This window comes from Vibrio sp. 378, assembly GCF_033339435.1.
Genome location: NZ_JAWOUO010000004.1, coordinates 247,050 through 272,778, shown reverse-complemented (window position 1 = coordinate 272,778; position 25,729 = coordinate 247,050). Strand labels below are relative to the sequence as shown.

23 protein-coding genes are annotated in these 25,729 nt (G+C 44.8%); 17 read left to right on the top strand and 6 right to left on the bottom strand.

Annotated features, from left to right (window positions below; all coding sequences use genetic code 11):
• Positions 1-95: 95 nt before the first annotated feature.
• The gene (locus tag R7Q48_RS10025) at positions 96-1,472 is read right to left on the bottom strand and encodes an MATE family efflux transporter (RefSeq protein WP_104979009.1); all 1,377 of its coding nucleotides are present in this window, start codon (positions 1,470-1,472) and stop codon (positions 96-98) included.
• Between the two features lie 94 nt (positions 1,473-1,566).
• Here R7Q48_RS10025 and R7Q48_RS10020 point away from each other — a divergent pair, with 94 nt between their 5' ends.
• On the top strand, positions 1,567-3,018 hold the full coding sequence (locus tag R7Q48_RS10020; RefSeq protein ID WP_149191903.1) for a DUF2867 domain-containing protein: 1,452 nt from the start codon (positions 1,567-1,569) through the stop codon (positions 3,016-3,018).
• Positions 3,019-3,048: 30 nt separating this feature from the next.
• Here the strand turns inward: R7Q48_RS10020 and R7Q48_RS10015 are convergent, their stop codons facing one another.
• The 3 genes from R7Q48_RS10015 to rsuA all read right to left on the bottom strand — a co-directional run bounded on the left by R7Q48_RS10015 (position 3,049) and on the right by rsuA (position 6,050).
• A complete protein-coding gene (locus tag R7Q48_RS10015; protein ID WP_005378053.1) occupies positions 3,049-3,711 on the bottom strand; it encodes a DUF2913 family protein in 663 nt (220 codons plus the stop codon).
• Complete coding sequence (locus R7Q48_RS10010) at positions 3,711-4,913, bottom strand: Bcr/CflA family multidrug efflux MFS transporter (RefSeq protein ID WP_256902857.1); 1,203 nt, start codon at positions 4,911-4,913, stop codon at positions 3,711-3,713. The genes R7Q48_RS10015 and R7Q48_RS10010 overlap by 1 nt, the downstream gene beginning before the upstream one ends.
• 435 nt (positions 4,914-5,348) lie before the next feature.
• A complete protein-coding gene (rsuA, locus tag R7Q48_RS10005; protein WP_005388670.1) occupies positions 5,349-6,050 on the bottom strand; it encodes a 16S rRNA pseudouridine(516) synthase RsuA in 702 nt (233 codons plus the stop codon).
• 121 nt (positions 6,051-6,171) lie between these two features.
• On the opposite strand from rsuA, the gene R7Q48_RS10000 reads away from it, so the two are divergent.
• The 5 genes from R7Q48_RS10000 (at position 6,172) to rplY (ending at position 11,082) form a co-directional block, all read left to right on the top strand.
• Complete coding sequence (locus R7Q48_RS10000; protein ID WP_318132268.1) at positions 6,172-7,923, top strand: DEAD/DEAH box helicase; 1,752 nt, start codon at positions 6,172-6,174, stop codon at positions 7,921-7,923.
• Positions 7,924-8,018: 95 nt separating this feature from the next.
• The gene (locus R7Q48_RS09995; RefSeq protein WP_025766855.1) at positions 8,019-8,444 is read left to right on the top strand and encodes a PepSY domain-containing protein; all 426 of its coding nucleotides are present in this window, start codon (positions 8,019-8,021) and stop codon (positions 8,442-8,444) included.
• A gap of 76 nt (positions 8,445-8,520) precedes the next feature.
• Positions 8,521-9,180: a response regulator transcription factor gene (locus R7Q48_RS09990; RefSeq protein ID WP_005378073.1), complete on the top strand. Its 660-nt coding sequence runs from the start codon at positions 8,521-8,523 to the stop codon at positions 9,178-9,180.
• Positions 9,170-10,519 (top strand): ATP-binding protein, encoded by a 1,350-nt coding sequence (locus R7Q48_RS09985; protein ID WP_318132267.1) that lies wholly within the window; start codon positions 9,170-9,172, stop codon positions 10,517-10,519. The genes R7Q48_RS09990 and R7Q48_RS09985 overlap by 11 nt, the downstream gene beginning before the upstream one ends.
• A 284-nt stretch (positions 10,520-10,803) precedes the next feature.
• Positions 10,804-11,082 carry a 50S ribosomal protein L25 gene (rplY, locus tag R7Q48_RS09980; protein WP_005378066.1) on the top strand — a complete coding sequence of 93 codons (279 nt, stop codon included), beginning with the start codon at positions 10,804-10,806 and terminating at the stop codon, positions 11,080-11,082.
• A 146-nt stretch (positions 11,083-11,228) separates the two neighbouring features.
• Here the strand turns inward: rplY and R7Q48_RS09975 are convergent, their stop codons facing one another.
• Entirely contained in the window at positions 11,229-11,744 is a 516-nt protein-coding gene (locus tag R7Q48_RS09975) for a GNAT family N-acetyltransferase (RefSeq protein ID WP_017634886.1), read from the bottom strand.
• Positions 11,745-12,496: 752 nt separating this feature from the next.
• On the opposite strand from R7Q48_RS09975, the gene ushA reads away from it, so the two are divergent.
• Both ushA and R7Q48_RS09965 read left to right on the top strand, forming a co-directional pair.
• Positions 12,497-14,185 (top strand): bifunctional UDP-sugar hydrolase/5'-nucleotidase UshA, encoded by a 1,689-nt coding sequence (gene ushA / locus R7Q48_RS09970; RefSeq protein WP_005378064.1) that lies wholly within the window; start codon positions 12,497-12,499, stop codon positions 14,183-14,185.
• Between the two features lie 415 nt (positions 14,186-14,600).
• Entirely contained in the window at positions 14,601-14,822 is a 222-nt protein-coding gene (locus tag R7Q48_RS09965) for a hypothetical protein (protein ID WP_005386686.1), read from the top strand.
• Positions 14,823-14,957: 135 nt separating this feature from the next.
• On the opposite strand, the gene R7Q48_RS09960 is transcribed toward R7Q48_RS09965, so the two are convergent.
• Positions 14,958-15,206 carry a DUF1289 domain-containing protein gene (locus R7Q48_RS09960; protein WP_005378062.1) on the bottom strand — a complete coding sequence of 83 codons (249 nt, stop codon included), beginning with the start codon at positions 15,204-15,206 and terminating at the stop codon, positions 14,958-14,960.
• A gap of 184 nt (positions 15,207-15,390) precedes the next feature.
• Between R7Q48_RS09960 and R7Q48_RS09955 the strand changes: the two genes are divergently transcribed.
• The 9 genes from R7Q48_RS09955 to R7Q48_RS09915 all read left to right on the top strand — a co-directional run bounded on the left by R7Q48_RS09955 (position 15,391) and on the right by R7Q48_RS09915 (position 25,676).
• Positions 15,391-15,837 carry an META domain-containing protein gene (locus tag R7Q48_RS09955; protein ID WP_017634889.1) on the top strand — a complete coding sequence of 149 codons (447 nt, stop codon included), beginning with the start codon at positions 15,391-15,393 and terminating at the stop codon, positions 15,835-15,837.
• Positions 15,838-16,272: 435 nt separating this feature from the next.
• Positions 16,273-17,433, top strand: a complete 1,161-nt coding sequence (locus tag R7Q48_RS09950; RefSeq protein WP_256902855.1) for an ABC transporter substrate-binding protein — start codon at positions 16,273-16,275, stop codon at positions 17,431-17,433.
• Between the two features lie 9 nt (positions 17,434-17,442).
• Positions 17,443-19,152: an ABC transporter permease gene (locus tag R7Q48_RS09945; protein WP_256902854.1), complete on the top strand. Its 1,710-nt coding sequence runs from the start codon at positions 17,443-17,445 to the stop codon at positions 19,150-19,152.
• The gene (locus R7Q48_RS09940) at positions 19,118-19,765 is read left to right on the top strand and encodes an ATP-binding cassette domain-containing protein (RefSeq protein ID WP_065274385.1); all 648 of its coding nucleotides are present in this window, start codon (positions 19,118-19,120) and stop codon (positions 19,763-19,765) included. Before R7Q48_RS09945 ends, R7Q48_RS09940 begins: the two co-directional genes overlap by 35 nt.
• The gene (locus R7Q48_RS09935) at positions 19,758-20,369 is read left to right on the top strand and encodes a CDP-alcohol phosphatidyltransferase family protein (RefSeq protein WP_047100743.1); all 612 of its coding nucleotides are present in this window, start codon (positions 19,758-19,760) and stop codon (positions 20,367-20,369) included. Before R7Q48_RS09940 ends, R7Q48_RS09935 begins: the two co-directional genes overlap by 8 nt.
• A 123-nt stretch (positions 20,370-20,492) precedes the next feature.
• Positions 20,493-20,972, top strand: coding sequence for a glycine zipper 2TM domain-containing protein (locus R7Q48_RS09930; protein WP_256902853.1), 480 nt, complete (start codon positions 20,493-20,495; stop codon positions 20,970-20,972).
• Positions 20,973-21,174: 202 nt separating this feature from the next.
• A complete protein-coding gene (norR, locus tag R7Q48_RS09925; RefSeq protein ID WP_167415136.1) occupies positions 21,175-22,704 on the top strand; it encodes a nitric oxide reductase transcriptional regulator NorR in 1,530 nt (509 codons plus the stop codon).
• A 174-nt stretch (positions 22,705-22,878) separates the two neighbouring features.
• Entirely contained in the window at positions 22,879-24,540 is a 1,662-nt protein-coding gene (gene hcp / locus R7Q48_RS09920; RefSeq protein ID WP_318132266.1) for a hydroxylamine reductase, read from the top strand.
• An 80-nt stretch (positions 24,541-24,620) separates the two neighbouring features.
• Positions 24,621-25,676, top strand: a complete 1,056-nt coding sequence (locus R7Q48_RS09915) for a hybrid-cluster NAD(P)-dependent oxidoreductase (RefSeq protein ID WP_253656939.1) — start codon at positions 24,621-24,623, stop codon at positions 25,674-25,676.
• Positions 25,677-25,729: the final 53 nt, after the last annotated feature.

Below are 25,729 nucleotides of genomic sequence, written 5' to 3'. Positions count from 1 at the left end.
TATGGAAGTACAAATGCAACTCGATTCACTTTCTGTTGCTAATTTTGTTGACGTTTTGAGCAGATTTTTGCAGCCAAAATAAACTCTGTTCCTCCTTACTGGCCAATCAGGTTTTTCATCCATTTTCGGCTAACCATTCTTGGCAAGCAAATCGCCCACTTCACAACTTCTTCCGTCAAAAAGAGTAAGTAAACCCATTGTGGGTCCCAATTGAGATAAATCGCTGCAAATGCTGCGAGTGGAATCCCGATCACCCACTGCGCCAAGATGTCTTGATACAAACAAAACTTAACATCACCGCCCGCGCGTAATACACCAACAATCGCCATCATCGGCACCGAGCGTAACACGACACCCAACGCTAGAATCACCATAAACTGTTCAGCTAGCTCGCGAGTGTCTGTTGTCAGTGCACTAAACGCATTAAGGATCCATTGATTTGACACTATCAACAAGATGGCGACCACAAATGCGATAAGCACATTCAAAATGACCGTAGCCCATGCTTGATAATAAACGGGTTCAAAATTACGAGCGCCGAGCTGGTTCCCGACTAGAACTGCAGCCGCATTCGATAAGCCAATCATCATCGCCAATGCGATCGACTCAACAGGTGTCATTACGGAAAGTGCCGCCAAACCTTGTACGCCTGCTTGCCCCATGATGGCGTGATAAGCAAACAGCCCACCAGCCCACGCCAAGAAGTTAAATGTGGTTGGCAAAGAGAGGCTCAAGAAACGCGTAATTTTATCTAAGACCAATCCTGCGCGTATATCATCCCAACCAAATGCGATTATGTGTTTTTTCAACCATAGATAACCAAACAGGCAACCTACTTCGATCGCGCCACTGATTACCGTTGCGATCGCTGCTCCCGTAATACCCAGAGCAGGAAAGCCTAATTGACCAAAAATTAAAACCCAGTTAAGAAACACATTAGATAAAATGCCTATACCACTAAAAAAAGTGCTTAAGCCTGGTTGGTGCATCGCCCTTAGGCCCACCGACATACTGGCCACACATGCAACAGCAAACATGCTAACCGACGAAATAATGAGATAGCTGGCCCCTAGCTCAATCACTTCTTGTGAATCGGTAGTCAAACTCATGATGGGCTGTGGAAAAACAACAAACAAAGCAACAGCAATCGCAGCAAACATCATTGCGATCATCCATGTTAAAGCGGTACTGCGACGCACCCCAACTTTATCGCCAGCCCCCCAATATTGAGCGGTTAACAACGCACCGCCCGTTGTCACCCCAACTAACATGATGGTGGTGACGAAAGTCGCGCGCGCAGCAACTCCAACAGCGGCAATTTCTGCTTCACCAAGTTGACCAAGCATAAGAACATCGACGAGGCTTCGGCTTGAAAACATCATGCTTTGCAGTGTAATTGGTAACGCGATTGCAAATAAACGACGTAAGAATGCTTTATCTGCGTGTATTGAGAGTTGAGAAAGAAAAGTCACAAGCGCTCCAACGACAACTTATTGATAGAATGGGGAAAGTGTCTCATGATTATACTCTGTGGTGTTTATTCCACCAACGATAAAAGGACAGATAATGAAAAAGGTGTTGGTACTAGGCGCCTCGGGTTACATTGGCTCTCAACTTCTTCCGTTACTTTTAGATAAAGGTTACGCCGTCACAGCAGCGGCGCGACATATTGATTATTTAGAGTCAAGAACTCAGCCTCACCCTAATTTAACGTTAAGGTATCTCGACTTGGCTGACGCTGAGACCACGAAGGCTGTAGTGAACGATTTTGATTTAGTCTTTTTTCTCGTGCACGGGATGGCTCAAGGTGATGACTTTGTTGAGTACGAACTAAACCTTGCTTTGAACTTCAAATATGCGTTGGAACAAAGCTCCGTCGAGCATGTTATCTATTTGAGCGCCATTCAACCTCAAACCGGAAACTCTCGCCATTTAGCCGCTCGTAAAGCCACGGGAAAAATAATTCGACAGTCTGGTATTCCAGTAACTGAATTGCGTGCTGGCGTTATCATCGGCCCCGGCTCTGCCGCTTTCGAAATCATGCGTGACTTTGTCTACAACTTACCTATTTTGATCGCGCCTAAATGGGTCGACTCAAAAGCGAACCCTATTGCCTTGCCCAATCTCAACCACTATTTATTGAAGTTAGCAGAAGCCCCCTCTCCAGAAGAAAGTCACATTTATGAAGTTGGTGGGCCAGATACACTTAGCTACCGCGAACAGTTCAAAGTCATTTGCCGAATCACGAACAAGCCGTATCGGCTGTGGTCGACCCCGCTACTTACTCCGAAAATGGCATCGTACTGGCTAGGTTTAGTTACCTCAGTGCCAACTAGTATCGGTAAAGCATTACTTGCGGGCTTAGAGCACGACTACATTGCAGACTCCAAAGCGATTGAAGAACGATTTCCTCAAACGCTGATCAGCTACGAGCAAGCGGTAACTGATACCATTCAAGATGAAGGCACATTTGTACGCAGTAATGTCTGGGGGTTTGAACCCGCAGCGCTTCGTCGATGGCAACCAGGATATGGCTATTACCCAAAACAAGCTGGAGCGAGCATTAAAACTCATGCCTCCGCTGCGGCATTATGGAAAGTGGCGCAAAAGATCGGGAGTCGCGAAAAAGGCTATTACTTTGCCAACATCTTGTGGCGTACACGTGAATGGCTCGATATCTTTTTTGGTGGCGGAAAACCGATTCGCGTTTCTCCTCCTGGACCAGAGCTTAAAGTCGGTGATTTTATTGACTCTTGGAAAGTGATTCGCTGCGATAATAATCAGTTTCTTTCACTGTTTTTTGGTATGAAAGGCCCAGGCCTTGGGCGTTTAGAAATTACCATCAAAGATCTCGGTGACGAACGAGAATTGGATATTACCGCCTGGTGGCACCCGCAAGGGTTTCTTGGGCTGCTTTATTGGTTTGCAATGATGCCAGCCCATCTTTTCATATTTAAAGGCATGGTCAAAGCCATCGCGAAAGAAGCAAACCGTTTAGAAAACAAAAAGCCCCAATAACAGGGGCTTCTAAACACTCAAAATGTCACTTTAGTCAGCTTTGAACGAGAGTGGAATTTCGGCTAACTGGTTGCCTTCGTTTGCTGGAAAAATAAGGTACTCGCCATGGTATTTCACCATCGATTTGTAGTCTGTTACCTTATGTACCATAAAGCCCGCTTGCGCTGCTTTCTCAACAAACTCAGCATGATTGCCACGTACAAACCAACTCATTGGCTTTACGAGCAACTCGCCATCAAAACAGCTTTCGCATTGGTCTGCACATAACGCTAAAGAGTTTTGACCTTCAGTGAAGATTTGTACTTTGCCGCACCCAATCAGTTGCTCAGATGTTGAGACTTCCCAGCCTGCTTGCTCCATCAAATCAAGAAAAGACTCAATATCGGAATCTTTGAACACTTTGGAGTCTTCACCTTCAGGGAAGAATTGCGCATAAAAAGCAGAAATACGTTTAAAGATAAACAACAAACCAGCATCGTTCCCCTTTGAGCGACCTGCTTTTTGCCAACGCGTTAAGTCATCGCCTACCGTACGTCCGAAACGTTGTGATTTTAGCGCCTTTGTTACCCAACGCACTAAATAATGGTTATTCGCAACAGGGGCATTGGCTAACTTACCTGAGCGATGCTCTTGATCTAACTCTTCAAGTGCTGAGTTAACCAAGTTTTGAATTTCTTTGGTGTAATTCGACATTACGCCTTTCTTCCTAAAGTCCAATAAAACAGTGCTGAAAGCACAGAACAAGCAAACATCACGATGATCATCGGCCAAGCAACATTCCCGGGCAGTGATGCCACCAGCGCACCAACCAATGAACCGATACCGAATCTTAATGTCCCCGCTAGAGACGACGCCGTACCCGCCATTGATGGGTAACCACTTAAAAGCAGCGCCATCGCGTTACTACCTATCGTCGACAATGTACCGATAAACAGCACAACAAAAGGTACAATGCCCCATAATCCGAAGTCCATTAACCAACTTACGAATAAACCAATCCCCGCCAAAAGTTGCACGAACAACCCAAAACGAAGCATGGCATGGGAACCAACTTTCTTCACCAAGCGACCATTAATACTGGTCATGATGATCATCGCCACAATGTTCAAACCAAATAGGTAACCAAAGTGGTCTGGTCGAACACCATATAAATCAATATAAACAAACGAACCCGCCGTCAAAAATGCAAACATTCCGGAAAATGAAAACGCACCTGAGAGCATCAAACCGATCGCTTCAGAATTGGAGCATAATCTGGCGTAGTTTCTCAGCGTCGTGCGGAAACGAAGAGGCTGACGATTTTCAGGCTGTAACGTTTCAGGGATTTTCCAAAGTACGAGAAAAATCACAACTACAGCGAAAATAGCTAGTACCCAAAAAATGGAACGCCAACCAAACCAAATCGCGAGATGGCCACCGATCATCGGTGCCACCAACGGCGCAATAGTAATGACCAGAGTAACGAAGGACATTGCGCGTGCAAAGTCTTCACGGTCAAACATGTCACGCACGACGGCTTGGATAATGACCGCCGCTGCCGCGCCAGCAAAACCTTGTGCCGTACGTACATAGGTCAGCGCATCAATGCCATTTGTTGTCGCACTCACAACAGCAGCCAAGCCAAAGAAAAGCACACCCAAAATCAGTACAGGTCTACGGCCAAAACTATCGGCAAGCGGCCCGTGAATTAACTGGCCAATCGCAAAACCTGCCGTATAAGCCGTCAACGTAATCTGAACCGCGCCAGGCGCGACCCCCAAATCTTTCGCTATTGTCGGCATCGCAGGCAAATACATATCGATCGCCAAAGGCGTCAAAGCACCAATCGCTCCTAGTACCAGAAACAATAGAAAACTGATTTGGGATTGCGGAGCACTTTGAGCTTTTTCTGTCATTCTTTTACCTCTTGTTGGAGCCCTACCGTCAATACTTGCAGAACAAAGGAAAATAACGGAAGTTCTCATATCGCTGAATGTAGAAGCCAAAAACCTGTTCTATCCAACGTTCGAGAATCATAAGGGCAAATATGTACCAAGGTGTGACCTTGACGAACTCGACATAGAAAAGCATGTGAAAGCGAAATGTGTTTATGGGAAACAAACACAATGCAGTAAAAATGATGGCGTTGACACCATCATTCCATTCACCGTAGCCGAAGGCTTTGCAATAAGAGTATGCATGCATCAGCTAAATGCAAAGGCATATCACTGAGATGAGTAAGCACACCGGAATTGTCTAGGCACTAATTTTGGTAGGAAAATTTATTTTGAGCCAATTCCTACCAAAAGACTAGTTCCTATTAGGAACTAAAGAATTTCCCATGCCGACAATTAATTCCAAATAGAATCAATTTCTTCTTGCGTGAGGTAGCGATAGTCACCTGGTTCTAGTGCCTCATCAAGTTCGATAGAACCAATACGCTCACGATGTAAGTACTCAACTTTATTTCCTAACGCCGCGAACATACGTTTCACTTGGTGATACTTACCTTCCACGATAGTTAACAATACTTCATTCTCGGCCTCGTTCACGATTTCCAAACGAGCGGGCAATGTTGCTTCTGATTCATTGCGCAAAATGATGCCTTGTTCGAGCTTTTCCGCGTAATCTGGCTGAATAGCATCGACGAGCCAAACACGGTACGTTTTCTCACACTTATGCTTAGGTGAGGTAATACGGTGAGACCACTTACCATCATCCGTAATCAACACTAAACCAGTTGTGTCGACATCTAATCGGCCCGCAAAGTGAAGGTTTTCAATTTTAGGCTCATCAAGCAATGCGAATGCAGTTTGGTTGTAGCCATCTTCATGTGAACAAACAAAGTCAGCAGGCTTATACAACATAATGTAACGAGGACCAGGAGCACCAATAACACGGTCTTCCCACATCACTTCCGCACCTTTAGGTACTTTAAATGCACCACTTTTTTGAACCTCACCGTCAACGGTGATGTCTCCACTTTTGATGATCTTTGTTGCCTGTTTGCGTGTTGCACCCAGAGCGTCACACAAATATTTATCTAAACGCATGAATACCTCATTGAATTATACCCAAGTGACCTCTAAATCTTGGTTTAAAGGTCACTTGGGTATAAAAGTCAGGTATTATAGCGTTCCTCGTTCGAATAGTTGAGCAATTTCACATATTTTCATGTACACACTTCGTCCTTATCAAGCCGACTCGGTTAAAGCCGTTATTCATTACTTTCGTAAACACTCGACACCAGCAGTGATCGTGCTGCCAACTGGTGCCGGGAAAAGCTTGGTGATCGCAGAACTTGCTCGCCTTGCGAAAGGACGAGTGTTAGTCCTCGCCCACGTAAAAGAACTGGTCGAGCAAAACCACGCGAAGTATGAAGGTTATGGTTTAAAAGGTTCTATCTTCTCAGCAGGATTGGGACGAAAAGAAACTGACCAGCAAGTCGTGTTTGCTTCGGTTCAATCGGTCGTACGTAACTTAGATTCGTTCAAAAACCAGTTTTCTCTGCTCGTTATTGATGAGTGCCATCGTGTGCCAGATGACAAAAACAGCAGCTACCAAAAAGTTATTACTCACTTACGAGAACTGAACCCTGGCATTAAGGTGCTGGGACTAACTGCAACGCCCTATCGTTTAGGAATGGGCTGGATTTATCAGTATCACACCCGAGGTCAAGTGCGAACCGAAGAGCCTCGATTCTTCCGCGATTGTATTTTCGAACTGCCGATCCGTTACTTGCTCGACGAAAACTTCCTCACTCCAGCCCGCATGATGGATGCGCCCGTTTTGTCTTACGACTTCTCTCAGCTGAAGCCCGCTAACACCGGACGCTACAAAGAAGCAGAAATGGACATGGTGATCGATAAAGCCAAACGTGCGACTCCACAAATTGTTGAGCAAATCATGCAATATGCGAAAGAGCGCCAAGGGGTCATGATCTTCGCTGCAACTGTTCGACACGCACAGGAGATACACAGTTTATTGCCAGAAGGCGAAACTGAAATCGTCATTGGTGATACACCTACGCCGGAGCGCGATGCGATCATCCAAGCGTTCAAGAATCGTCAAATAAAATACTTGGTCAATGTTTCGGTACTGACAACCGGTTTTGATGCGCCGCATGTCGATTTAATCGCGATTTTGCGACCAACAGAGTCAGTCAGTCTGTACCAGCAGATAGTAGGACGAGGATTACGCTTATCAGACGGAAAATCAGAATGTTTAGTGCTTGATTACGCAGGCAACAGCTACGATTTATACCAACCTGAAGTCGGTGATCCAAAACCAGACTCTGACAGTGAAATTATCACGATTCCTTGCCCGGCTTGCGGATTCAATAACAACTTCTGGGGTAAGTTGGATAGTAACGGTTTCTTGGTTGAACACTTTGGCAGACGTTGCCAAGGTTACTTTGAAGATGAAGACACAGGCGAACGTGAACACTGTGGCTACCGTTTTCGTGCCAAATACTGTGGTGAATGTGGTGCGGACAACGATATCGCTGCACGAATTTGTCATGAGTGTGACGCGACGCTCGTTGACCCAGATAAAAAGCTAAAAGAAGCCCTTAATCTCAAAGATGCATTAATCTTTGAATGCACAGAAATGGACCTATCTGTATTTAAGTCCAGTGATGGTAAATCTCAGCTAAAAGTGACGTATTCTGGTGAACCATACCAAGGCGAAGGCAATGCGTTAGTTCATGAGTTTTGGTCATTGGGTACCAAAAAACAAAAACAAACGTTTAAAGATCAGTTCGTACGTCCCCACTTAGCAGACAAGCATCGCCCTTTTGAAGAGGCTTCACCGACACGCGTTGTCGCTAATCAACATCGTTTCCGTTTGCCTCAGTTTGTTATTGCTAGAAAATCTGGTCGCTTTTGGAAGCTGCGAGATAAAATTTTTGAAGATGAGTTGAAATAACATCGACAACACATGGCAAAACTTAATTAGCTGATTCACTCTCTGTTCATCTATCTCCGATATACTGCGGCTAACGCTCCAGAAAAGGTTTGACTATGTATAAAGCAACGACTTCTCTACATTCTGCGTTACTTTTCGGCCTTATCACGACATTCATGTGTGCACCAAGTTTTGCCAAGCATGGCAACGAGTACACATCACAAAATGGCCACGCCATCGTGCAAGATGTCGAAAAGCCAGGAACACGCATCGAATTCGATGAAGATCAAGATGAGGTCTATCGCGCGGTTCAACAAGGATATATACGACCATTTTCGGAACTTTACGCCGCAGTAGAAAACGACCTATACGGCCGCATCATCAAGGTCGAGCTTGAAGAAGATGAAGGTGCTTGGGTGTATGAATTGAAAATTCTGTACAACAATAGCGTCCTGAAAGTTGAGTACGACGCCGCCACGCTGGAAATGCTTGAGATCAAAGGTCGCAGCTTTAACAAAGCGTTAAAGCCGCAAAACAACTAAACTTGTCTAATGCGTAATCCAGACACGATGCGTAACTTACTTCGATAAAAATCCAAACATAATAAGAATCATCAATATGAAAATACTTGTTGTTGAAGATGATCCTCGTTTAGGCGAGCAAATCATCGAAACATTAGAAAGTACCGGCTGGGTACCAGAATTGTCCCAAGATGGCATAGACGCTCTGTATCGCGCGACTTCGGAAGAATGGGACGCCATTGTTCTCGACCTCGGCTTGCCAAAACTGGATGGTCTTACCGTCCTAAAAGGCATCAGAGATGAAAACATTAATACTCCTGTCGTGATTCTAAGCGCTCGCGACACCCTAACGCAGCGAGTTGAAGGCTTAAACGCAGGTGCAGACGATTACCTAACTAAACCATTTGAAATGGTTGAGCTTATCGCTCGTATTCGTGCACAGCTGCGAAGAGCCTCTGGTAATGCCTCTCCTGTGATGCAAATTGGCGACTTGAGCTTGGATACACGCACTTCTAAAGTCATGTGGCAAGGTCAAGCGGTAAGCTTGACGGCGCTAGAGTATAAAGTGGTCGCTTACTTTATGCATAACCCGGAAAAAGTGATTTCTCGAACCGAACTCGTCGAGCACATTTACAAACAAGACTTTGATCGTGACTCCAACACAATCGAAGTTTTTATCGGCCGAATTCGTAAAAAAATCGCACCAAAGATCATCAAAACTGTCCGAGGGTTGGGATACCAATTAAATGCCGAATAGAAACAGGCTACCGTTAAACGCAATAAAACGACTGAGTATCAAAAGTCGCCTCGTTTTAGCGGCGATCGTTTGGTTAACGGCAATGATCCTCGCCGCTGGTGTGACGATACCGACGCAGGTCTACAACTATATGGTTGATGACACTCGCTCACAGCTCAGCATTTTTATGGATGAAGTCGCCGCACAGTTAGAAGTCGATAACACCGGGCATCTTTCACTCACAGCTCAGCTATCAGACCCTCGATTTAACCGACCTTACAGTGGTTTGTATTGGAGTGCCTCTACAGAGGCAAGCCTCGAACGTTCTCGTTCTTTGTGGGACAAAAAAATCGAATACAAAGGTTTGGATAAAGATGCGTATGGAGCAAGAGGCGAAAAACTAATTACGCTAGAAAAAGCGCTGTATCTTCCTGATTACGATGGTTCTATTCACATTATTATTGGTATTGACGAAGAGCCCATTAAAAATACCCTTCAGACGTTAATCGGCCAACTTTGGCTTATTTTGGGTTTATTATTCGCGGGCGTACTTACCGTCATTTTACTGCAAATTGCTTGGTCATTGAGTCCGCTTACAAAGCTACAAAAAGAATTAGCCGAGCTGAAGTCTGGTAATAAAAAGAGTCTAGAAGAAACCTACCCAAAAGAGATTTCTCCTCTAATCTTCGACCTCAACGCTCTACTGTTCCATTACCAAGAATTACTAGAGAGAGCTCGCAATCATGCAGGTAACCTATCTCATGCACTTAAAACGCCACTTTCTGTTCTAAAAAATGAAGTTCAGACGTTAGAACCTGAGGCACAATCCCGTCTCCGAGCTCCAATAAATCAAATACAAGACCATATCGATTACCATTTGGGTCGTGCCCGTATGGCCGGATCGATGAACATATTGTCAGTGAAGTCGAACCCAGCAGATCGTGTGGATGCTATCTCAATGGCGTTTGATAAAGTGTATGCGAGCCGAAGCATTACCTTAATTAATGAACTTGATTCAGAGCTGAATGTAGCAGTAGAGCAGACCGATCTCGATGAAATGCTAGGTAACTTGCTAGAAAATGGCTATAAGTGGGCCAACAGCATGATTCGTGTACACTCCTCTCAGGATAAGGAAAATATACACATCATTATTGAAGATGATGGGCCAGACATCCCTAAAGAGAAACTGAGTCAAGTAATCAAGAGAGGAGTTAGATTGGATGAAACAACCCCTGGCTCAGGTCTTGGTCTAAACATAGTCAGTGAAATGGCACACAGTTACCGAGGTCAATTAACATTGGATACAAGCGCTTTAGGTGGATTAAAAGCATCTTTAGTCTTACATCTCAGCCGAACATAAAGCATATAACACATAAACTTTGTTCTTCGGACCATGATTAGTAAACCGATGAAAATGAAGTCGATGTGAACAAAATCCAAGCAAAGCGTTAAAAGGGATAACCTTCCACCCCGCTAAATCATACCTTTTTGTTGATTTGGATACGATTTGGGTTGCCCATTTATAAGTGGAATGATAGTATCCGCGCTCGCTTGAACAGTTCCTGTTTCAAGCTTTACCACGAACAACAAGGTCGCATTGTTGATTGTGAACATTTGATTTTTACTAATTTGAGAGTAAATACTATGAAATTCGAAGCAGTAGTACGTACTGAACTAGGTAAAGGTGCGAGCCGCCGCCTACGTCACGCTGGCAAATTCCCTGCAGTTGTATACGGCGGTGAAGAAGCAGCAGTAGCTATCGTTCTTAACCACGACGACATCGTAAACCAAATGGACAAGCCTGAATTCTACGAAGGCATCGTTCTAGTTATCGATGGCAAAGAAGTTAAAGTTAAGCCACAAGACGTTCAACGTCACGCGTTCAAGCCAAAAGTTGAACACATGGACTTCATCCGCATCTAATTCCCTACCAAGGAATTAATCGGATTAAATCCAAACCTTTTGCATAAAAGATAATCGGACTTACCAACCGAGACATCTAAAAATTTCAAAACCCCGGAGTCTTACCACCTCCGGGGTTTTACTATATTTGGCATATAACATTTGATTTATGAACGGGCAATATACTTCACTAAAGTGAGATCGGTCAGCGTCATACTCTCAATCACTTCCGACTCTTCCTCTCCAGTACGCACAAAACCACACTTCTTGTAAAAGTTAAGCCCCTGTTGATTAGTATCCAGTGCTTTCAAACTGATCTGCATAACTGACGTAGAGAGCAAACGTGTCTCTAACTCATCTAACAGTGCACTTCCTGCTCCTTGCCCATAATGTAGCGGCGTAACGTAGCAACATGTCACTAATGCCGTTTTATCTTCGCTGGTGTGGTTAGGTAACTCGTAACTTAAAAAGCCAACAATTTCTCCTTGCCTCTCAACTACGATCAATTGGGCCAGTTGCTCCGTCATCACTCGCGCCCACATCCTTTCTCGACGCTCAATCGTAAACTGCTCTATGTAGCTCTTTGGCATTAATCCTTTATACGCCACCTGCCAAGAATCAACGTGTATCTTGGCGATTTGGGCTGCTTCCTTTTTGAGTGCGTCCCTTACTGTGTATCTCATAAGCATCCTTTATTAGCGTTCACCACTTACAAATTTTTTTAACCCTACCCTTTAAACCAAAGCTCAAAGATAACAGCTACAGTCGCAACGCTTTACATTAATCCATTTCATTTTCATTAATTAAATGATAGTTCACATCATAATATTCGAAGAAGAACGATCCATTATTTACTTTTCATTTTGACTCATTAGATTGAATCTATTTGTTTAAACACTCGAGTGTCAAATGCGGAATAAGCACGATAAGGTATCGGATGAGGATAAATAAACGATGCTTAAAGCATAAGATTTCTAAACGATCGCAATTATAGTAAAGAGATAAATACAATTTTTGATAGAGTTAGGCAGAATAAAGCCATGATCAAATGAGTTTAAGTTCTGTGCTGTTCATTATGCATACAAACCGCCACCCCTCATCATTAGAGCGAAAATTTATAACGATTTGTGTCATACCTATTAGGAAAAACATAAACTTGGCAAAATAATCACCAAAATCAGTGTAATACTTCGCAGAAATGCGCACTGATTCACACAAACAACACACATTCAATTAACTACCTCACAAAAAATAGAGCTAGCGATATAAAATAAATACTAAATACCAATTCTGTTTATTTATAGACGTAGTTTGCAGGCTTATTAATTCATTTCTCCGATAGAAGTATAAATAAGAGATAGATCACTAAAGTTTCACATTAATTCCGTATATTTCACGCCGTAACAATAACAAAATCACAAAGAAAGGATCCCTTATGAAGTTTTCCAAATCTCTTTTGGTAGTGGCAGTGGGCGCTGCGCTAGCAGGATGCGGCTCAGACAGCGACAATTCTCCAGTAACCTGCGAGACTGCAGATTCTTGTACTAAGTTCACCGTTCTCCACACTAACGATAACCATGGTCGCTTTTGGCATAACAGCGACGGCGAATACGGCATGGCTGCGCGTCACACTTTAATCGAATCTATCCGCGCAGAAGTCGAAGCAAAAGGCGGTGAAACCATTCTGCTATCTGGCGGTGATATTAATACCGGTGTACCAGAATCAGACATGCAAGATGCGGTTCCAGACTTCGTAGGGATGAACCTACTTGGTTACGATGCAATGGCTGTCGGTAACCACGAATTTGATAACTCACTAGATATTCTCGATATGCAGGCCGAGCTAGCTGACTTCCCTATGCTGGCTGCGAATATCTATAAAAAAGATACAAACGAGCGTTACTTCGACCCTTACAAAGTATTTACTATCAACGGCCTTAAGATCGCTGTTATTGGTCTAACAACGCAAGACACTGCGAAGCTAGTCAATCCAGACAACGTATCAAACATCCACTTCGAAGACCCTCAAGTAGAAATCAAAAAGGTACTGAAGGAAATCGAAGAGAACGAAAAGGTAGACCTAGTATTTGCAACGACGCACATGGGTCACTACGAAGATGGCAAAAACGGTAGTGAAGCACCAGGTGACGTTAAACTCGCTCGCTCTCTTGAAGAAGGACAGCTAAACGCTATCATCGGTGGTCACTCACAAAACCCTGTATGTATGGAACCAGGTACCAATGAGTATGCTGATTTCAAACCTGGGGATGATTGTGCCCCAGACCAACAAAAAGGCACTTGGATTATGCAAGCGCATGAGTGGGGTAAATATGTGGGTCGTGCTGACTTCGAATACTACGACGGCAAGCTTCATTTAGCGAATTACGCACTGATTCCTGTAAACCTTCTAGACGAAAACGATGAAGTTATCGGTGAACGAATTCAACAAGATGCAACGGTAAAAGCGTTACTACTGCCATACCAACAACAAGGTCAAGAGTTATTAGATGAGAAGATTTCTAATACGACGGGTAAGTTAGAAGGTGATCGTAACGTAGTTCGCTCTCAACAAACTAACCTAGGTCACCTACTCGGCGAGGCATACCGTACTTACAAAACGGTAAATGCTGACTTTGGTGTGATGAACTCTGGCGGCGTGCGTGATTCAATCCAAGATGGTGATATCACTTACCGTGACGTACTAACGGTTCAGCCATTTGGTAACTTCGTGACTAAAGCAACTATGACAGGTAAAGAAGTTAAAGAATACCTAGACGTGGTTGCGACGAAATCTGCAGGTTCTGGTGCTTACGCTCAACTAGATAACATCACTTTAGATGTAAATTGTGATGCTGGCTCAGTAACCATTACCGATATTAACAATAAAGGCTTCGATCTAGACGCAACGTACACATTCTCTGTAATCAGCTTCAGTGCTGCTGGTGGCGATAACTATCCAATCATCGATGTTCAATCTACACAGCTAACCGATGCATACGTTTTGCGCGAGTTCTTCGTAAACAACCCACAAATCTCTGCGGATAACTACAACAAGAACTTAGAGAACATCAAGTACTTCAGTAATGGCCAACCAGTAAAAGGTTGTCCTGCAACTGGTAGCTAATACTCAACACCTTACCCCTGGCGCTAAGAGCTTTTACAAGCAATTTCGTCAGGGCTTTCCTTAAAACCGAAGCTTTGTGCTTCGGTTTTTTATTTTCGATAAATTACTGAAAACTCTCCACCTTCACAATATGTTCAAAAATTGTTCATTTGTGTTATTGACGCCCCTGTGTTGGGCTTCTATGTTTGATAAGGTCTTTTAAATATGCAGGTTCATCGGCTAAATTTCGCGAAACATTTTTAATCGCATAGTCAATGATTCTGAGAAAGATGTGAATGGCGTTACAAACACTGCTCTCAAACAATTTGTCTTTGGACTTCAAACGATGGTGATGTGCCTCCACGCGCACACTAATGAGCAGCGATCTGGACGTCAATGTATTCAAACTGCTGCCATCGAGTTCTGGAGGTCAAAAATGAAACGAGCCAGCAATAGCTACAGACTCCAAATGATCAAAGAAGTAGTTACCCGTAGAGAGCGTGAAGCTTGTACGGATCCTATGGCGAGATATATTCATCAACTGATGGATGAACGCCCAACAAGTAAATTAGATGTTGAATTCAATCATCGATTTTCAGGAAATCACTTCGACGAACAAGCGGGAGGCTGGGTTAGCGACCGTTGGTCGATGAAATAACGCCAATTACCGCTCTGTAGGGAAAATGGATAGGAGATTCCCGGTTCTTAAAGGACACCTTGCCGGACCGGGAATATGTAAAAGCCTAATCAGAACCGAAAGCGAAGGCGTAACCCCACAGACTGAACAAGAATTCTAGAATAAGTCTTGTTGAGGCGATGACTCATCTTGAAGCTGTTCTGGCTTCGTCTTCCCTGCCAACATCTTTCTTCTGTACCTTTGACGACACAACTTAATAACGTGCAACTGCTGAGCGGGGGTTAAGTTAAGCCAGTTAAACCTTTCCTCTCTCTTTCTCATACACCCCTTGCAATACCCTTTTTCATCGGAGGTACATACTCCAACACAAGGGCTTGGGACAGTAAAAAACTCCAGTTGCTCCATACTAAAACCGCTCTTTCCATATTAGGGCGTATTGGCCTAGTTTAAATAATGAGAAGATTAGTCAGCAACAAAACTTGCTATATACTTCGTTATGTCAAAAACATACGAAACCATAACCTTATGCTGACAAAAACAGTGTTTTATTACTTATACTTACCGCGTTTATAAAAACGGAGTCTATAAAATGAAGCTTAGCCTAAAAACGTTAGTTACAGCAATCTCTCTCCCTGTTCTTATGACTGCTTGTGCTAGCAACGGTGATAATGTGAAAGAAATAACGGCTCAAGATTTGCAGCACCACAACTGGGAACTTGTTCAAGTTGATGGCAAAAATATCGTTCTAGACGAACACCAAAAAGCGGCTCGCCTAGAAATCGGTGAAAATCTAACCGCAAACGGCAACGCAGGTTGTAACAACTTCTTCGGTCAAGCCGAGCTGAAAAACAACCAACTACGCATCGAAAAAATGGGCATGACCATGAAGATGTGTATGGAAGATCAAATGAAGATCGAAAACGCAATGACACAAACACTATCTAACTGGAGCGATATCACGCTAACTACAGATGGTCTTGTTCTGAAAAGTGCCGATCACGAATTGACGTTTACACTACGTGACTGGGTAAACTAATCCCAACTAAGTAAACCAGATAGTATCTTAAAGCAGCCAAACGGCTGCTTTTTTTATATCGATGAATCGTTAGTCATGCATGCCAAAGTCATTTAAATGGCCAACTTTCTTTCTCTTTTCGCCCTCAATTCCATGCTTTAAACATCAATTTTGCTCTGTAAAACAACCTATTCATATCTCTGGGGACAATAATTTTCAATTACTTGAAAGAATATCCTCAAACAAACGGTCCGCTCCTAAAATGACACCAAATTTGTCCTTTCTTCGTTTTGCTTCACATTGAGAGTAATTCTTTGAATCAATGAGTGATTCCGTTTGGCATTGGCATTGATAATAGAGAGAGATGAATTACTATCCTTGTAACAGAGCGGAACGACTTGCGAAAACGTCAATAGAAACGAAAGCAAGCACCAAAAGACATAACACGGAATAGATATGAAAAAGCTACTCAGCAGCATTGGCATTTTAGCCACGACTTTTGCGACACCTTCTTTTGCCGATTCATCAGTGAATAGCGAATGGCAAAAAATCGAACAACAAGCCGACGGGCAATCCGTCTACTTTCATGCTTGGGGCGGAAGCCAAGAAATTAATCGCTACATACAGTGGGCGAGTAGAGAGCTAAAATCACGTTATAACGTGACGCTAAACCACGTTAAAGTAACTGATATTTCTGAGACCACTACTCGACTTATCGCAGAAAAAGCGGCAGGCAAAAACAGCGGTGGCAGTGTTGATATGGTTTGGATCAATGGCGAAAACTTCAAATCAATGAAGGATAACCAATTGCTATTTGGTCCTTTTGTCGAAGGTTTGCCAAGCTGGCAATATGTGGATAAATCTCTACCAATTGATGTGGACTTCTCTGAGCCAACAGAAGGTCTAGAAGCACCTTGGGGAGTAGGACAATTAGTGTTTATCCATGACGAGCAAACCCTCCATAACCCTCCAAAATCATTCGCAGAAATGCTGAGCTATGCAAAAGCGTTCCCGAATCGCCTGACTTACCCTCGACCACCAGAGTTTCATGGCACAAGCTTTATCAAAGCATTACTCATTGAACTGTCTAACAACGCCCCTGAGCTGCAACAACCAGTTACCGATGACACGTTTGAGCAAGTCACTCAACCGCTGTGGTCTTATCTAGATGAGTTCCATAAAGTCGCTTGGCGCGGTGGTAAGCAGTTTCCAGGCGGTACAGCAGAAACCCTTCAGCTACTAGATGATGGTCAGACTGACCTGGCGATTACCTTTAACCCGAACGCGGTTTTCTCTGCGCAGTCGAGCGGTAATCTTGCAGAGAGCACCAAAGCGTACGCAATGGACGCAGGAGCACTCTCAAATATCCACTTTTTAGCGATTCCTTGGAACGCAACTGCCAGTGCTGGTGCACAAGTTGCGATAAACTTTTTATTGAGCCCTGAAGCACAGTCTCGCAAAGGTAACCTAAACATCTGGGGCGACCCTTCGGTACTAAGCAACCAATACCTAACTGGTTCGGCCAAAAACACTCAACAATTCAAATCTATCGCTGAGCCACATCCAAGTTGGCAAGCGGCGTTAGAAAAAGAATGGTTGAAACGCTACGGGAATTAGTAAGAATCCATGTTAAGAGCGCTGTATTTAGTCATTATCGCAGTTTGTATTTTGCCTACCATTCCGGGACTACTTGGAGTGGTGGTCTCTGCGCTCGGTTATGTACCTCCTATCGGTCTACACCACTTTTCTTTTGATGGCTTCAATGCCGTCTTTGATTGGGAAGGTGTTTGGACATCCATCGGGCTTACTTTCTACTCCGCCATTTTCAGTAGCTACTTGGCTTGCTTCATCACGTTTGCCATTCTACAGGCGTCTTGGGGCAGCAAGTTTTGGCGAAAAATTGAAGTTAGCCTTTCCCCACTTCTCGCTATGCCGCACGTCGCGTTTGCAATTGGCTTTGCGTTCTTGTTTGCCCCAACTGGTATGGGCGTTCGTGTTCTCAACCAACTGTTTGGTTACGACCAAAATGCACAAACGGTGAATGACTTAGCATTGCTGATTAAAGACCCACATGCACTCGGTTTGGTCATCATGCTTGCGATTAAAGAAGTGCCGTTTTTATTGTTGATGAGTATTCCGATCCTTCAGCAATTGAAAGTCGATAAGGTTGAAAAAGTCAGTCACTCGATGGGCTACAGTTCCGCGCAAACGTGGTGGAAATGCGTATTTCCGCAATGGTTAGCAAAACTTCGTTTCCCAATGCTGGCGGTATTGGCTTACAGTTTGTCCGTTGTCGATGTCGCCCTGATTATTGGCCCTACCAACCCACCGACGTTCGCGGTTTTGGTATGGCAATGGTTTAACGATCCAGATTTATCGCTCCTACCAAGAGCTGCCGCTGGCGCAGTAATACTGTTTGCGATCGCTAGCGTTTTGATTGGATTTGCACGCTTAATGGAATGGTGTATTACCAAAGGCTTCAAACGCTGGCAGTACTCTGGTCGAAACGGGTTTCGTTTACCCGGTAAAACCCTATTTTCACTGGTCGCGCTACTTGCACTTCTAATGATTCCACTCATGGTGCTGTGGAGCTTTGCCCAACGTTGGCGCTTTCCAGATTTGCTCCCAAGCCGTTACAGCCTGCGTTTTTGGGAATACGAATGGCACAGTATTCTAGGGACTCTAGAACAAAGTATGTCAATCGCCCTAATCAGCGCGACTGTCGCGCTAGTTCTTGCTTTAATAGCACATGAGTATCGTCTCCGTTATCGCTGGCAGGTGCCCGGTTACATCATCGCCATCCCAATGCTGATTCCTCAGCTATCCGTGCTATTCGGTATGCAAGTAGTGACGCTGTACTTAAACAGTAATGCGTATTTCTTTTGGGTATGTTGGGCGCATGTATTCTTTGCGTTCCCATTTATTTACCTCTCGCTAGACGGTCCGTGGCGCAGCTTCGATAACGGCTTAACTCGCGTCGCACTCAGCTTGGGTAAATCACCGATGCAAGCTTGGTTAAAAGTGAAACTGCCAATCCTCATGCCTGCAATTGCATTCGCGTGGGCTGTCGGTATTAGTGTCAGCCTGGCGCAATACCTACCAACATTGGTGCTAGGGGCTGGGCGCATTAGCACCATCACAACCGAAGCCGTTGCACTATCCAGTGGTTTTGACCGACGTGTCACCGCTATTTACGCCATTTGGCAAGCTCTGCTGCCATTCTTGTTCTTTTCTTTTGCGATACTGCTTAGCCACTTGCACAGGAAGTATCGCCGCTTGTCTATAAAAGGTTTACTACTGAATGAGTCTTTGTCTCGAAAACCTCGCCATCCGTAAAACCAATGGCGACGCGCTTTTTTCAGCGTTCAACATGACCGTAGAAAAAGGTGAAATCGTTACCCTGATGGGGCCTAGCGGTTGTGGTAAATCCACTTTGTTGGATGCCATTGCCGGGCACCTATCCGCCGAGTTCAACTACTCTGGATCCATTACGCTTGATAACGAAAAGTTGGATGCCCTCCCTGCCCATAAGCGTCAGGTCGGTATTCTATTCCAAGAAGATTTGCTCTTCCCTCATTTAACGGTGTGGGAGAACCTTGCCTTCGCGCTACCAAACTCAATCAAAGGTGAAGAGCGTAAAGCTCACGCTATGCAAGCACTGAAGAACATTTCATTGACCAAACTAGCAGAGTCCTTTCCTGACCAAATTTCGGGAGGGCAACGTGCCCGTATCTCATTGACTCGTATGCTGCTAGCAAAGCCAAAAGTTGCGCTACTTGATGAGCCCTATAGCAAGCTGGATAAAGACCTGCGCGTGCAATTTCGCAATTGGGTGGTCGAACAATTGCAGCAAGCGAACATCCCTACTTTGATGGTAACGCACGATGAAGACGATATTCCTGATGGCAGCAGCTGCCTAAACTGGCCGTGGGAGACAAATCATGCTTGATAGCCTGAGTATAAAGCTCATCCGCAAACCGCTGGCACTCAGTGCGACATATATCGATAAATGTGGTATCACTGCAAATCAGACGACAGTGTTTGGTTTTGTACTTGGCTGTTTTGCCCTGCCGGCTTTGATCACCGAACAGTACTTGTTGGCGTTGCTGTTTATTTTGCTGAACAGAATCTGTGATGGGTTAGACGGTGCACTGGCGAGGATTCAAGGCATTACCGATGCGGGTGGTTTTCTTGATATCAGCTTAGATTTTTTGTTCTATTCGTTGATTCCTTTTGGCTTTGTGCTTGCCAACCCAGAGCACAATGCCGTTGCAGGCGCATTTTTGATTTTTTCCTTCATCGGCACTGGTAGTAGCTTTTTGGCTTTTGCCATCATGGCAGGAAAACAAGGCATCGATAATCCGGTATATAAAAACAAATCGCTTTACTACATGAGCGGCTTAACCGAAGGTACAGAAACCATTGGCTGCTTGGTTTTATTTTGTTTGCTACCGCAACACTTTGCCGTCATCGCGTATATCTTTGGCGCGGCATGCTGGTTTACTACTTTTACACGTATTTATTCAGGGTTTCATACGCTTAACGATCATTAATACTGCTTAGACAATCGCGTTTCCTTAAGGGACAGGCCGCTAAGCCACTGTTTTATAAAGCACCAAAACGCAGGTTAAATTGGGGTATATACTCTTTGAATGAAGAAACCATTCGGAGGCTATATGAAAAAACAGATCAATTTAGGCATGTTGCTCACCATTACTTGTGCGCTCGTGCTTGGCGGCTGTAGCTCACCTAACTCGTACGGAGATGCATACGGCTCATCCGACACTCGCAAAGTTCAGCAGGTTTACTACGGCACAGTAGAAAAAGTAGAACCCGTAACCATTGATGCCTCTACCCAATCCAATGCCATTGGCACCATCGCTGGTGCTGCCGTGGGCGGGATCTTAGGCTCAAAAGTTGGGGGCGGTTCTGGCTCGGATATCGCTGCCATTGGTGGTGGTCTATTGGGTGGCTATGCAGGCAGCAAAGCGGCTGAAGCAACCGCGAAAAGAAATGGCGTGAATCTGACCATTCGTTTAGAGGACGGAAAGATTATCTCTATTGTTCAAGAAGCAAATCCAAACATGATTTTCCAACCAGGCCAAGCGGTCCAAATCAATGTTTCTGGTAATGACGCCAGAGTCGTTCCTCGTTAATTCGGACGAACCAAACCTTTGGCCTGCTTTAATTCAAACACCTAATCCGCGCAAGCTTACATCACTGGCTTGTTAACTTGCGCGTTTCTTTTCGTATCAAACTTGATCGTCGTCAATGGAACATCAATCTCCCACACCTTTCGATGTTCAAATGACATCAAGTTGCTAGCATGAGCCCATTCCAGATAACTTTGGGCTTGTTATGACTCCGACTGTTGACCACGTATTCCTTAATATCGCGCTAAACCTCAGCTCAAATCGCTCTCACGAGCAGCAATATCAAAATCTCATTGATGGGGTCGCGCAAGTATTCCCATGTGATGCGAGCTGCCTGTTTATCTTCGATGAGGATGGGTTTCTAACTCCTGTCGCGGTAAAAGGCTTATCCAGCTCGGTCTTAGGTCGTCGCTATTTCCCCAAGGCGCACCCTCGCTTAGATGCCATTATTCATAGCCGTGAACCGGTGCGTTTCGATGCCGATTGTTCACTGCCGGATCCTTTCGACGGCACACTATTAACTGAAGACCAATGCATTGATGTTCACGATTGCATGGGCTTTAGCTTGTATGTCGAAGGCCAACTTGTTGGCGCACTAACGATGGATGCACTAACGGTGGGCGCGTTTGATGGCATCGATCCTGTCGCTATCGAAACCTTTGCGGCTTTGACCGCTGCGACATTGCGTAACATTGCTCAGTTAAAAGCGCTCAAAGCGCAAAACCAGAAGCAAAAAAGCGTCACTCAAACCCTTATCCAGCAAGCCCGTTCTCAACATGGTGAAATGGTGGGTTTGAGTCCACAGATCAACCAGTTACGAAACAACATTGCGACCGTTGCTCAATCAGATTACGCAGTACTTATCACAGGAGAGACCGGTACTGGTAAAGAACTGGTCGCGCACTCGGTACACGCGCAATCTCATCGTAGCGATAAGCCGATGATTTACGTCAACTGTGCGGCCCTGCCTGAAGGTCTGGCTGAGAGTGAACTGTTTGGCCATGTCAAAGGCGCATTTACAGGTGCTAATAGCCACCGTGCCGGTAAGTTTGAACTGGCAGACGGTGGAACGATTTTCCTTGATGAAGTGGGCGAACTGCCTTTGATTTTGCAAGCAAAATTGCTACGTGTGATTCAACAAGGCGAGCTGCAACGTGTAGGTAGCGATCAGCATTTGATGGTCAATGTGCGCATCATCGCCGCGACTAATCGACAATTAGAAAAAGAGGTCGAAGCTGGCACGTTTCGAGTAGACCTTTTCCACCGTTTAAACGTGTTCCCAATCCAAGTCCCCCCACTGCGTGCCCGTGACGGAGATATTCCCGTTTTAGCAGGATACCTGTTAGAAAAAGTACGCCAACAATTTAATGCGCCCAACCTGCACGTTCACCCTAAGGTGTTGGCTCAACTGGAGTCTTCACCTTGGTACGGAAACGTACGCGAGCTCGAACACACTTTAACTCGCGCGGCTTTACACGCTATTCAACAAGGTGCAAGCACGATCATGCTTAACCATTTCGACACCTCATTGGCTCTCGGTGATGTAAAAAACACATCGCATTATTTACCCAAAGAAAGCCAACCAATGCGAGAACTGATAGAAAGCTATCAACGTGATTTAATTGAACATGCTTTAAGCCAAACTGGTGGCGTTTGGGCAAAAGCAGCGGAGTTTTTGCAAATGGATCGCGGGAACTTATATCGAATGGGTAAAAAGCTCGGGATCAATAAATAACCAACCACAAGAAGCTGATGTAATTAAGACATCATTTACGTTGTCTTAATTACATCACTCGCCCTATCAAAAACAAATAAAATCATTAAAAATCAACAAGATAATAATTGGCACGCATTCTGCTCTCTAGTGGTCAACATCACGACTATTAAAACAATCACTGGAGAACCCAATATGTTCTGTATTCAATGTGAACAGACAATTCAAACCCCTGCTGTTAAAGGTTGTTCTTTTGCACAAGGTATGTGTGGTAAAACTTCTGAAGTATCTGACCTGCAAGACGTGTTGGTTTACACACTGCAAGGGGTTTCTTTTTGGGCATCAAAAGCACTTGAATTCAACATCATTAACGATGAAATCAACCAATGGGCACCCAAGGCATTTTTCTCTACATTGACGAACGTTAACTTCGACCCTGAACGCATCCTAGAGTTAACTTCTCAAGCCGCAACGTACAAAGCATTGTTAAAAGAGCAAGTAATGTCTGCTGCGACTTTGTCAAACACCAACCTTACTGACATTCCTGCCGTTGCCAACTTCGATCTACCAAACAGCGCAGAAGCGATCTTAACTTTTGCTCCTCAAGTCGCGGTGAACCGTGGTAAGGACCAAGTACATGAAGATGTTATTGGCCTACGCCTACTTTGCCTATACGGACTTAAAGGTGCAGCCGCGTACATGGAGCACGCACGTGTTCTTGAGCAAACCAACAACGATATCTATGCCGAATACCATGAAATCATGACGTGGTTGGGCACAGACCCTGAAGATCTCGGCGAACTACTTGATTGCTCAATGCGCATCGGCCTGATGAACTACAAAGTGATGGAAATGCTCGACCAAGGTGAAACAATGACCTTCGGCCATCCAGAACCAACCACGGTGAACGTCAAGCCAGTAAAAGGTAAATGTATTCTTGTTTCTGGCCATGATTTGCATGACCTAGAAAAAATCCTGCAACAGACCGAAGGTAAAGGCATTAACGTTTACACCAATGGTGAAATGCTGCCTGCACACGGCTACCCTGAGCTGAAGAAATACCCTCATCTTGTCGGTAACTACGGCAGCGCATGGCAAAACCAACAGAAAGAATTCGCCAACTTCCCTGGTGCAATCGTAATGACGTCAAACTGCTTGTTGAATCCAAATGTGGGTCAATACGCAGACCGTCTATTCACCCGTAGCATTGTTGGCTGGCCTGGTGTTGCACATATCGAAGGCGATGATTTCAGCCAAGTGATCGAATGTGCTCTGGCGCAAGACGGTTTCCAACACGATGAAATCGAACACCACATCACGGTTGGTTTTGGTCGCAATGCACTGATGAACGCCGCCCCTGCGGTTATCGACCAAGTGAAGCAAGGCAACATCAAACACTTCTTCCTAGTCGGCGGTTGTGATGGTGATAAAGCGGAACGCAGCTACTACACCGATTTTACGACTGAAGCGCCAGAAGACACGCTCATCCTGACCTTGGCGTGTGGTAAGTTCCGCTTCAACAAGAACACATTCGGCGATATCAACGGCATCCCTCGCCTATTGGATGTGGGCCAATGTAACGATGCTTACTCTGCAATCCAGCTTGCACTTGCACTGGCGAAAGAGTTTGACTGTGACATCAATGAACTACCACTCACGCTTGTGCTTTCTTGGTTCGAGCAAAAAGCGATCGTTATCTTGCTAACACTATTTGCATTGGGCGTGAAAGGCATTTACACAGGCCCTACTGCACCGGCATTCCTAACGCCAAACCTAATCGCCATAATCCAAGAGAAGTTCGATATGCGCAGTATTGGCAATGTTCAGGATGATCTAAAAGCCATCCTAGCAGCTTAATAAACTTGCTTGTTCGCGCCTCCTTACGTGGAGGCGCTCTCTATTTCGAACTAAAAATAGCCACAACCAAAGAGATTGTTATGTTTTTTGAATGGCAAGGTAACCAACCCGTCACGCTCCGTTGCATCGACAAATACTTCGAAACACACGACACAGTCAGCATCAAATTGGCCGAACTAACCGAATCACTTCTGTTTCAGTTTAAGCCTGGCCAGTTTATTAACTTGGGCGTCGAAATTGATGGAAAAATGGAGTTTCGTGCCTATTCAATCAGCTCGATCAATGAAGACGATCACCTTCAACTCACCATCAAACGAGTATCTGGCGGTAAAGTATCGAACTACATCGTTGACTCGCTGCTGCTTGGTGATACCGTTCAAGCATTACCACCAGCGGGTGAATTTAACTGCATCGACCACCCACCCGTGTTACGTGATGGCGAAACAAAAGCCTTGCTTATCAGTGCAGGTTGCGGCGTCACGCCCGTATTTTCGATGGCAAAACACTGGCTGAGTAATCAAGATGAAAACGACAACGATGTAGACATCGCATTTCTTCATATCGCACGCAGCCCTGAAGAGACGATTTACTACGATCAGCTAGAAACATTCGACGCTGTGTATCCCAACTTCCATTTAAAGCTGTTGCTGAAAAACCGCGAAGGAACGTCACACTCACAAGGTCGTTTGAATGCCGACTGGCTTAAAGAGCTTGTTCCTGATTTCAAGCAACGCACCGTTTACCTGTGTGGTCCAAGCCAGTTTATGCAAGATGTTCACGGCTATTTGAATGACCTTGGTTTTGACATGACGAACTTCTACCAAGAGAGTTTTACGCCAGCGACTGGCGCAGAAACATCGGTCTCCGATGAAGTTGTTCGTGTTTCTGTTCCTGACTTTGCTCAAACCATCGATGCGCAAAAAGGTCAGGTATTGGCAGATGTGCTTGAAGACGCGGGCTTACCTCTCATCGTCGCATGTCGAAGTGGCATATGTGGGTCTTGCAAATGCAAGGTTCGTCAAGGCAACGTCTCTTCCACCAGCCTAGAAACATTAACGCCAGAAGAAATTGAACAAGGTTATGTGCTCGCCTGCTCATCAACCATCGAAGCGGATCTTGAAGTGCAGATCGGTTAATGCTGCTGGTATCGATCTTTTATTGTTTCCCGTCATTCCGACGAGCCTAGGCG

Excerpts from the sequence above, each read along its gene's own strand:
- R7Q48_RS09955 (WP_017634889.1), top strand. The coding sequence starts at position 15,391 with ATGAAGCTTAGCCTAAAAACGTTAGTTACAGCAATCTCTCTCCCTGTT.
- R7Q48_RS09950 (WP_256902855.1), top strand. The coding sequence starts at position 16,273 with ATGAAAAAGCTACTCAGCAGCATTGGCATTTTAGCCACGACTTTTGCG.
- R7Q48_RS10020 (WP_149191903.1), top strand. The coding sequence starts at position 1,567 with ATGAAAAAGGTGTTGGTACTAGGCGCCTCGGGTTACATTGGCTCTCAA.
- R7Q48_RS09960 (WP_005378062.1), bottom strand. The coding sequence starts at position 15,206 with ATGGAGCAACTGGAGTTTTTTACTGTCCCAAGCCCTTGTGTTGGAGTA.
- R7Q48_RS10010 (WP_256902857.1), bottom strand. The coding sequence starts at position 4,913 with ATGACAGAAAAAGCTCAAAGTGCTCCGCAATCCCAAATCAGTTTTCTA.
- hcp (WP_318132266.1), top strand. The coding sequence starts at position 22,879 with ATGTTCTGTATTCAATGTGAACAGACAATTCAAACCCCTGCTGTTAAA.
- rplY (WP_005378066.1), top strand. The coding sequence starts at position 10,804 with ATGAAATTCGAAGCAGTAGTACGTACTGAACTAGGTAAAGGTGCGAGC.
- R7Q48_RS09985 (WP_318132267.1), top strand. The coding sequence starts at position 9,170 with ATGCCGAATAGAAACAGGCTACCGTTAAACGCAATAAAACGACTGAGT.
- R7Q48_RS09945 (WP_256902854.1), top strand. The coding sequence starts at position 17,443 with ATGTTAAGAGCGCTGTATTTAGTCATTATCGCAGTTTGTATTTTGCCT.
- norR (WP_167415136.1), top strand. The coding sequence starts at position 21,175 with ATGACTCCGACTGTTGACCACGTATTCCTTAATATCGCGCTAAACCTC.
- R7Q48_RS09990 (WP_005378073.1), top strand. The coding sequence starts at position 8,521 with ATGAAAATACTTGTTGTTGAAGATGATCCTCGTTTAGGCGAGCAAATC.
- R7Q48_RS09930 (WP_256902853.1), top strand. The coding sequence starts at position 20,493 with ATGAAAAAACAGATCAATTTAGGCATGTTGCTCACCATTACTTGTGCG.
- ushA (WP_005378064.1), top strand. The coding sequence starts at position 12,497 with ATGAAGTTTTCCAAATCTCTTTTGGTAGTGGCAGTGGGCGCTGCGCTA.
- R7Q48_RS09965 (WP_005386686.1), top strand. The coding sequence starts at position 14,601 with ATGAAACGAGCCAGCAATAGCTACAGACTCCAAATGATCAAAGAAGTA.
- R7Q48_RS10015 (WP_005378053.1), bottom strand. The coding sequence starts at position 3,711 with ATGTCGAATTACACCAAAGAAATTCAAAACTTGGTTAACTCAGCACTT.
- rsuA (WP_005388670.1), bottom strand. The coding sequence starts at position 6,050 with ATGCGTTTAGATAAATATTTGTGTGACGCTCTGGGTGCAACACGCAAA.
- R7Q48_RS09995 (WP_025766855.1), top strand. The coding sequence starts at position 8,019 with ATGTATAAAGCAACGACTTCTCTACATTCTGCGTTACTTTTCGGCCTT.
- R7Q48_RS09935 (WP_047100743.1), top strand. The coding sequence starts at position 19,758 with ATGCTTGATAGCCTGAGTATAAAGCTCATCCGCAAACCGCTGGCACTC.
- R7Q48_RS09915 (WP_253656939.1), top strand. The coding sequence starts at position 24,621 with ATGTTTTTTGAATGGCAAGGTAACCAACCCGTCACGCTCCGTTGCATC.
- R7Q48_RS10000 (WP_318132268.1), top strand. The coding sequence starts at position 6,172 with ATGTACACACTTCGTCCTTATCAAGCCGACTCGGTTAAAGCCGTTATT.
- R7Q48_RS09940 (WP_065274385.1), top strand. The coding sequence starts at position 19,118 with ATGAGTCTTTGTCTCGAAAACCTCGCCATCCGTAAAACCAATGGCGAC.
- R7Q48_RS09975 (WP_017634886.1), bottom strand. The coding sequence starts at position 11,744 with ATGAGATACACAGTAAGGGACGCACTCAAAAAGGAAGCAGCCCAAATC.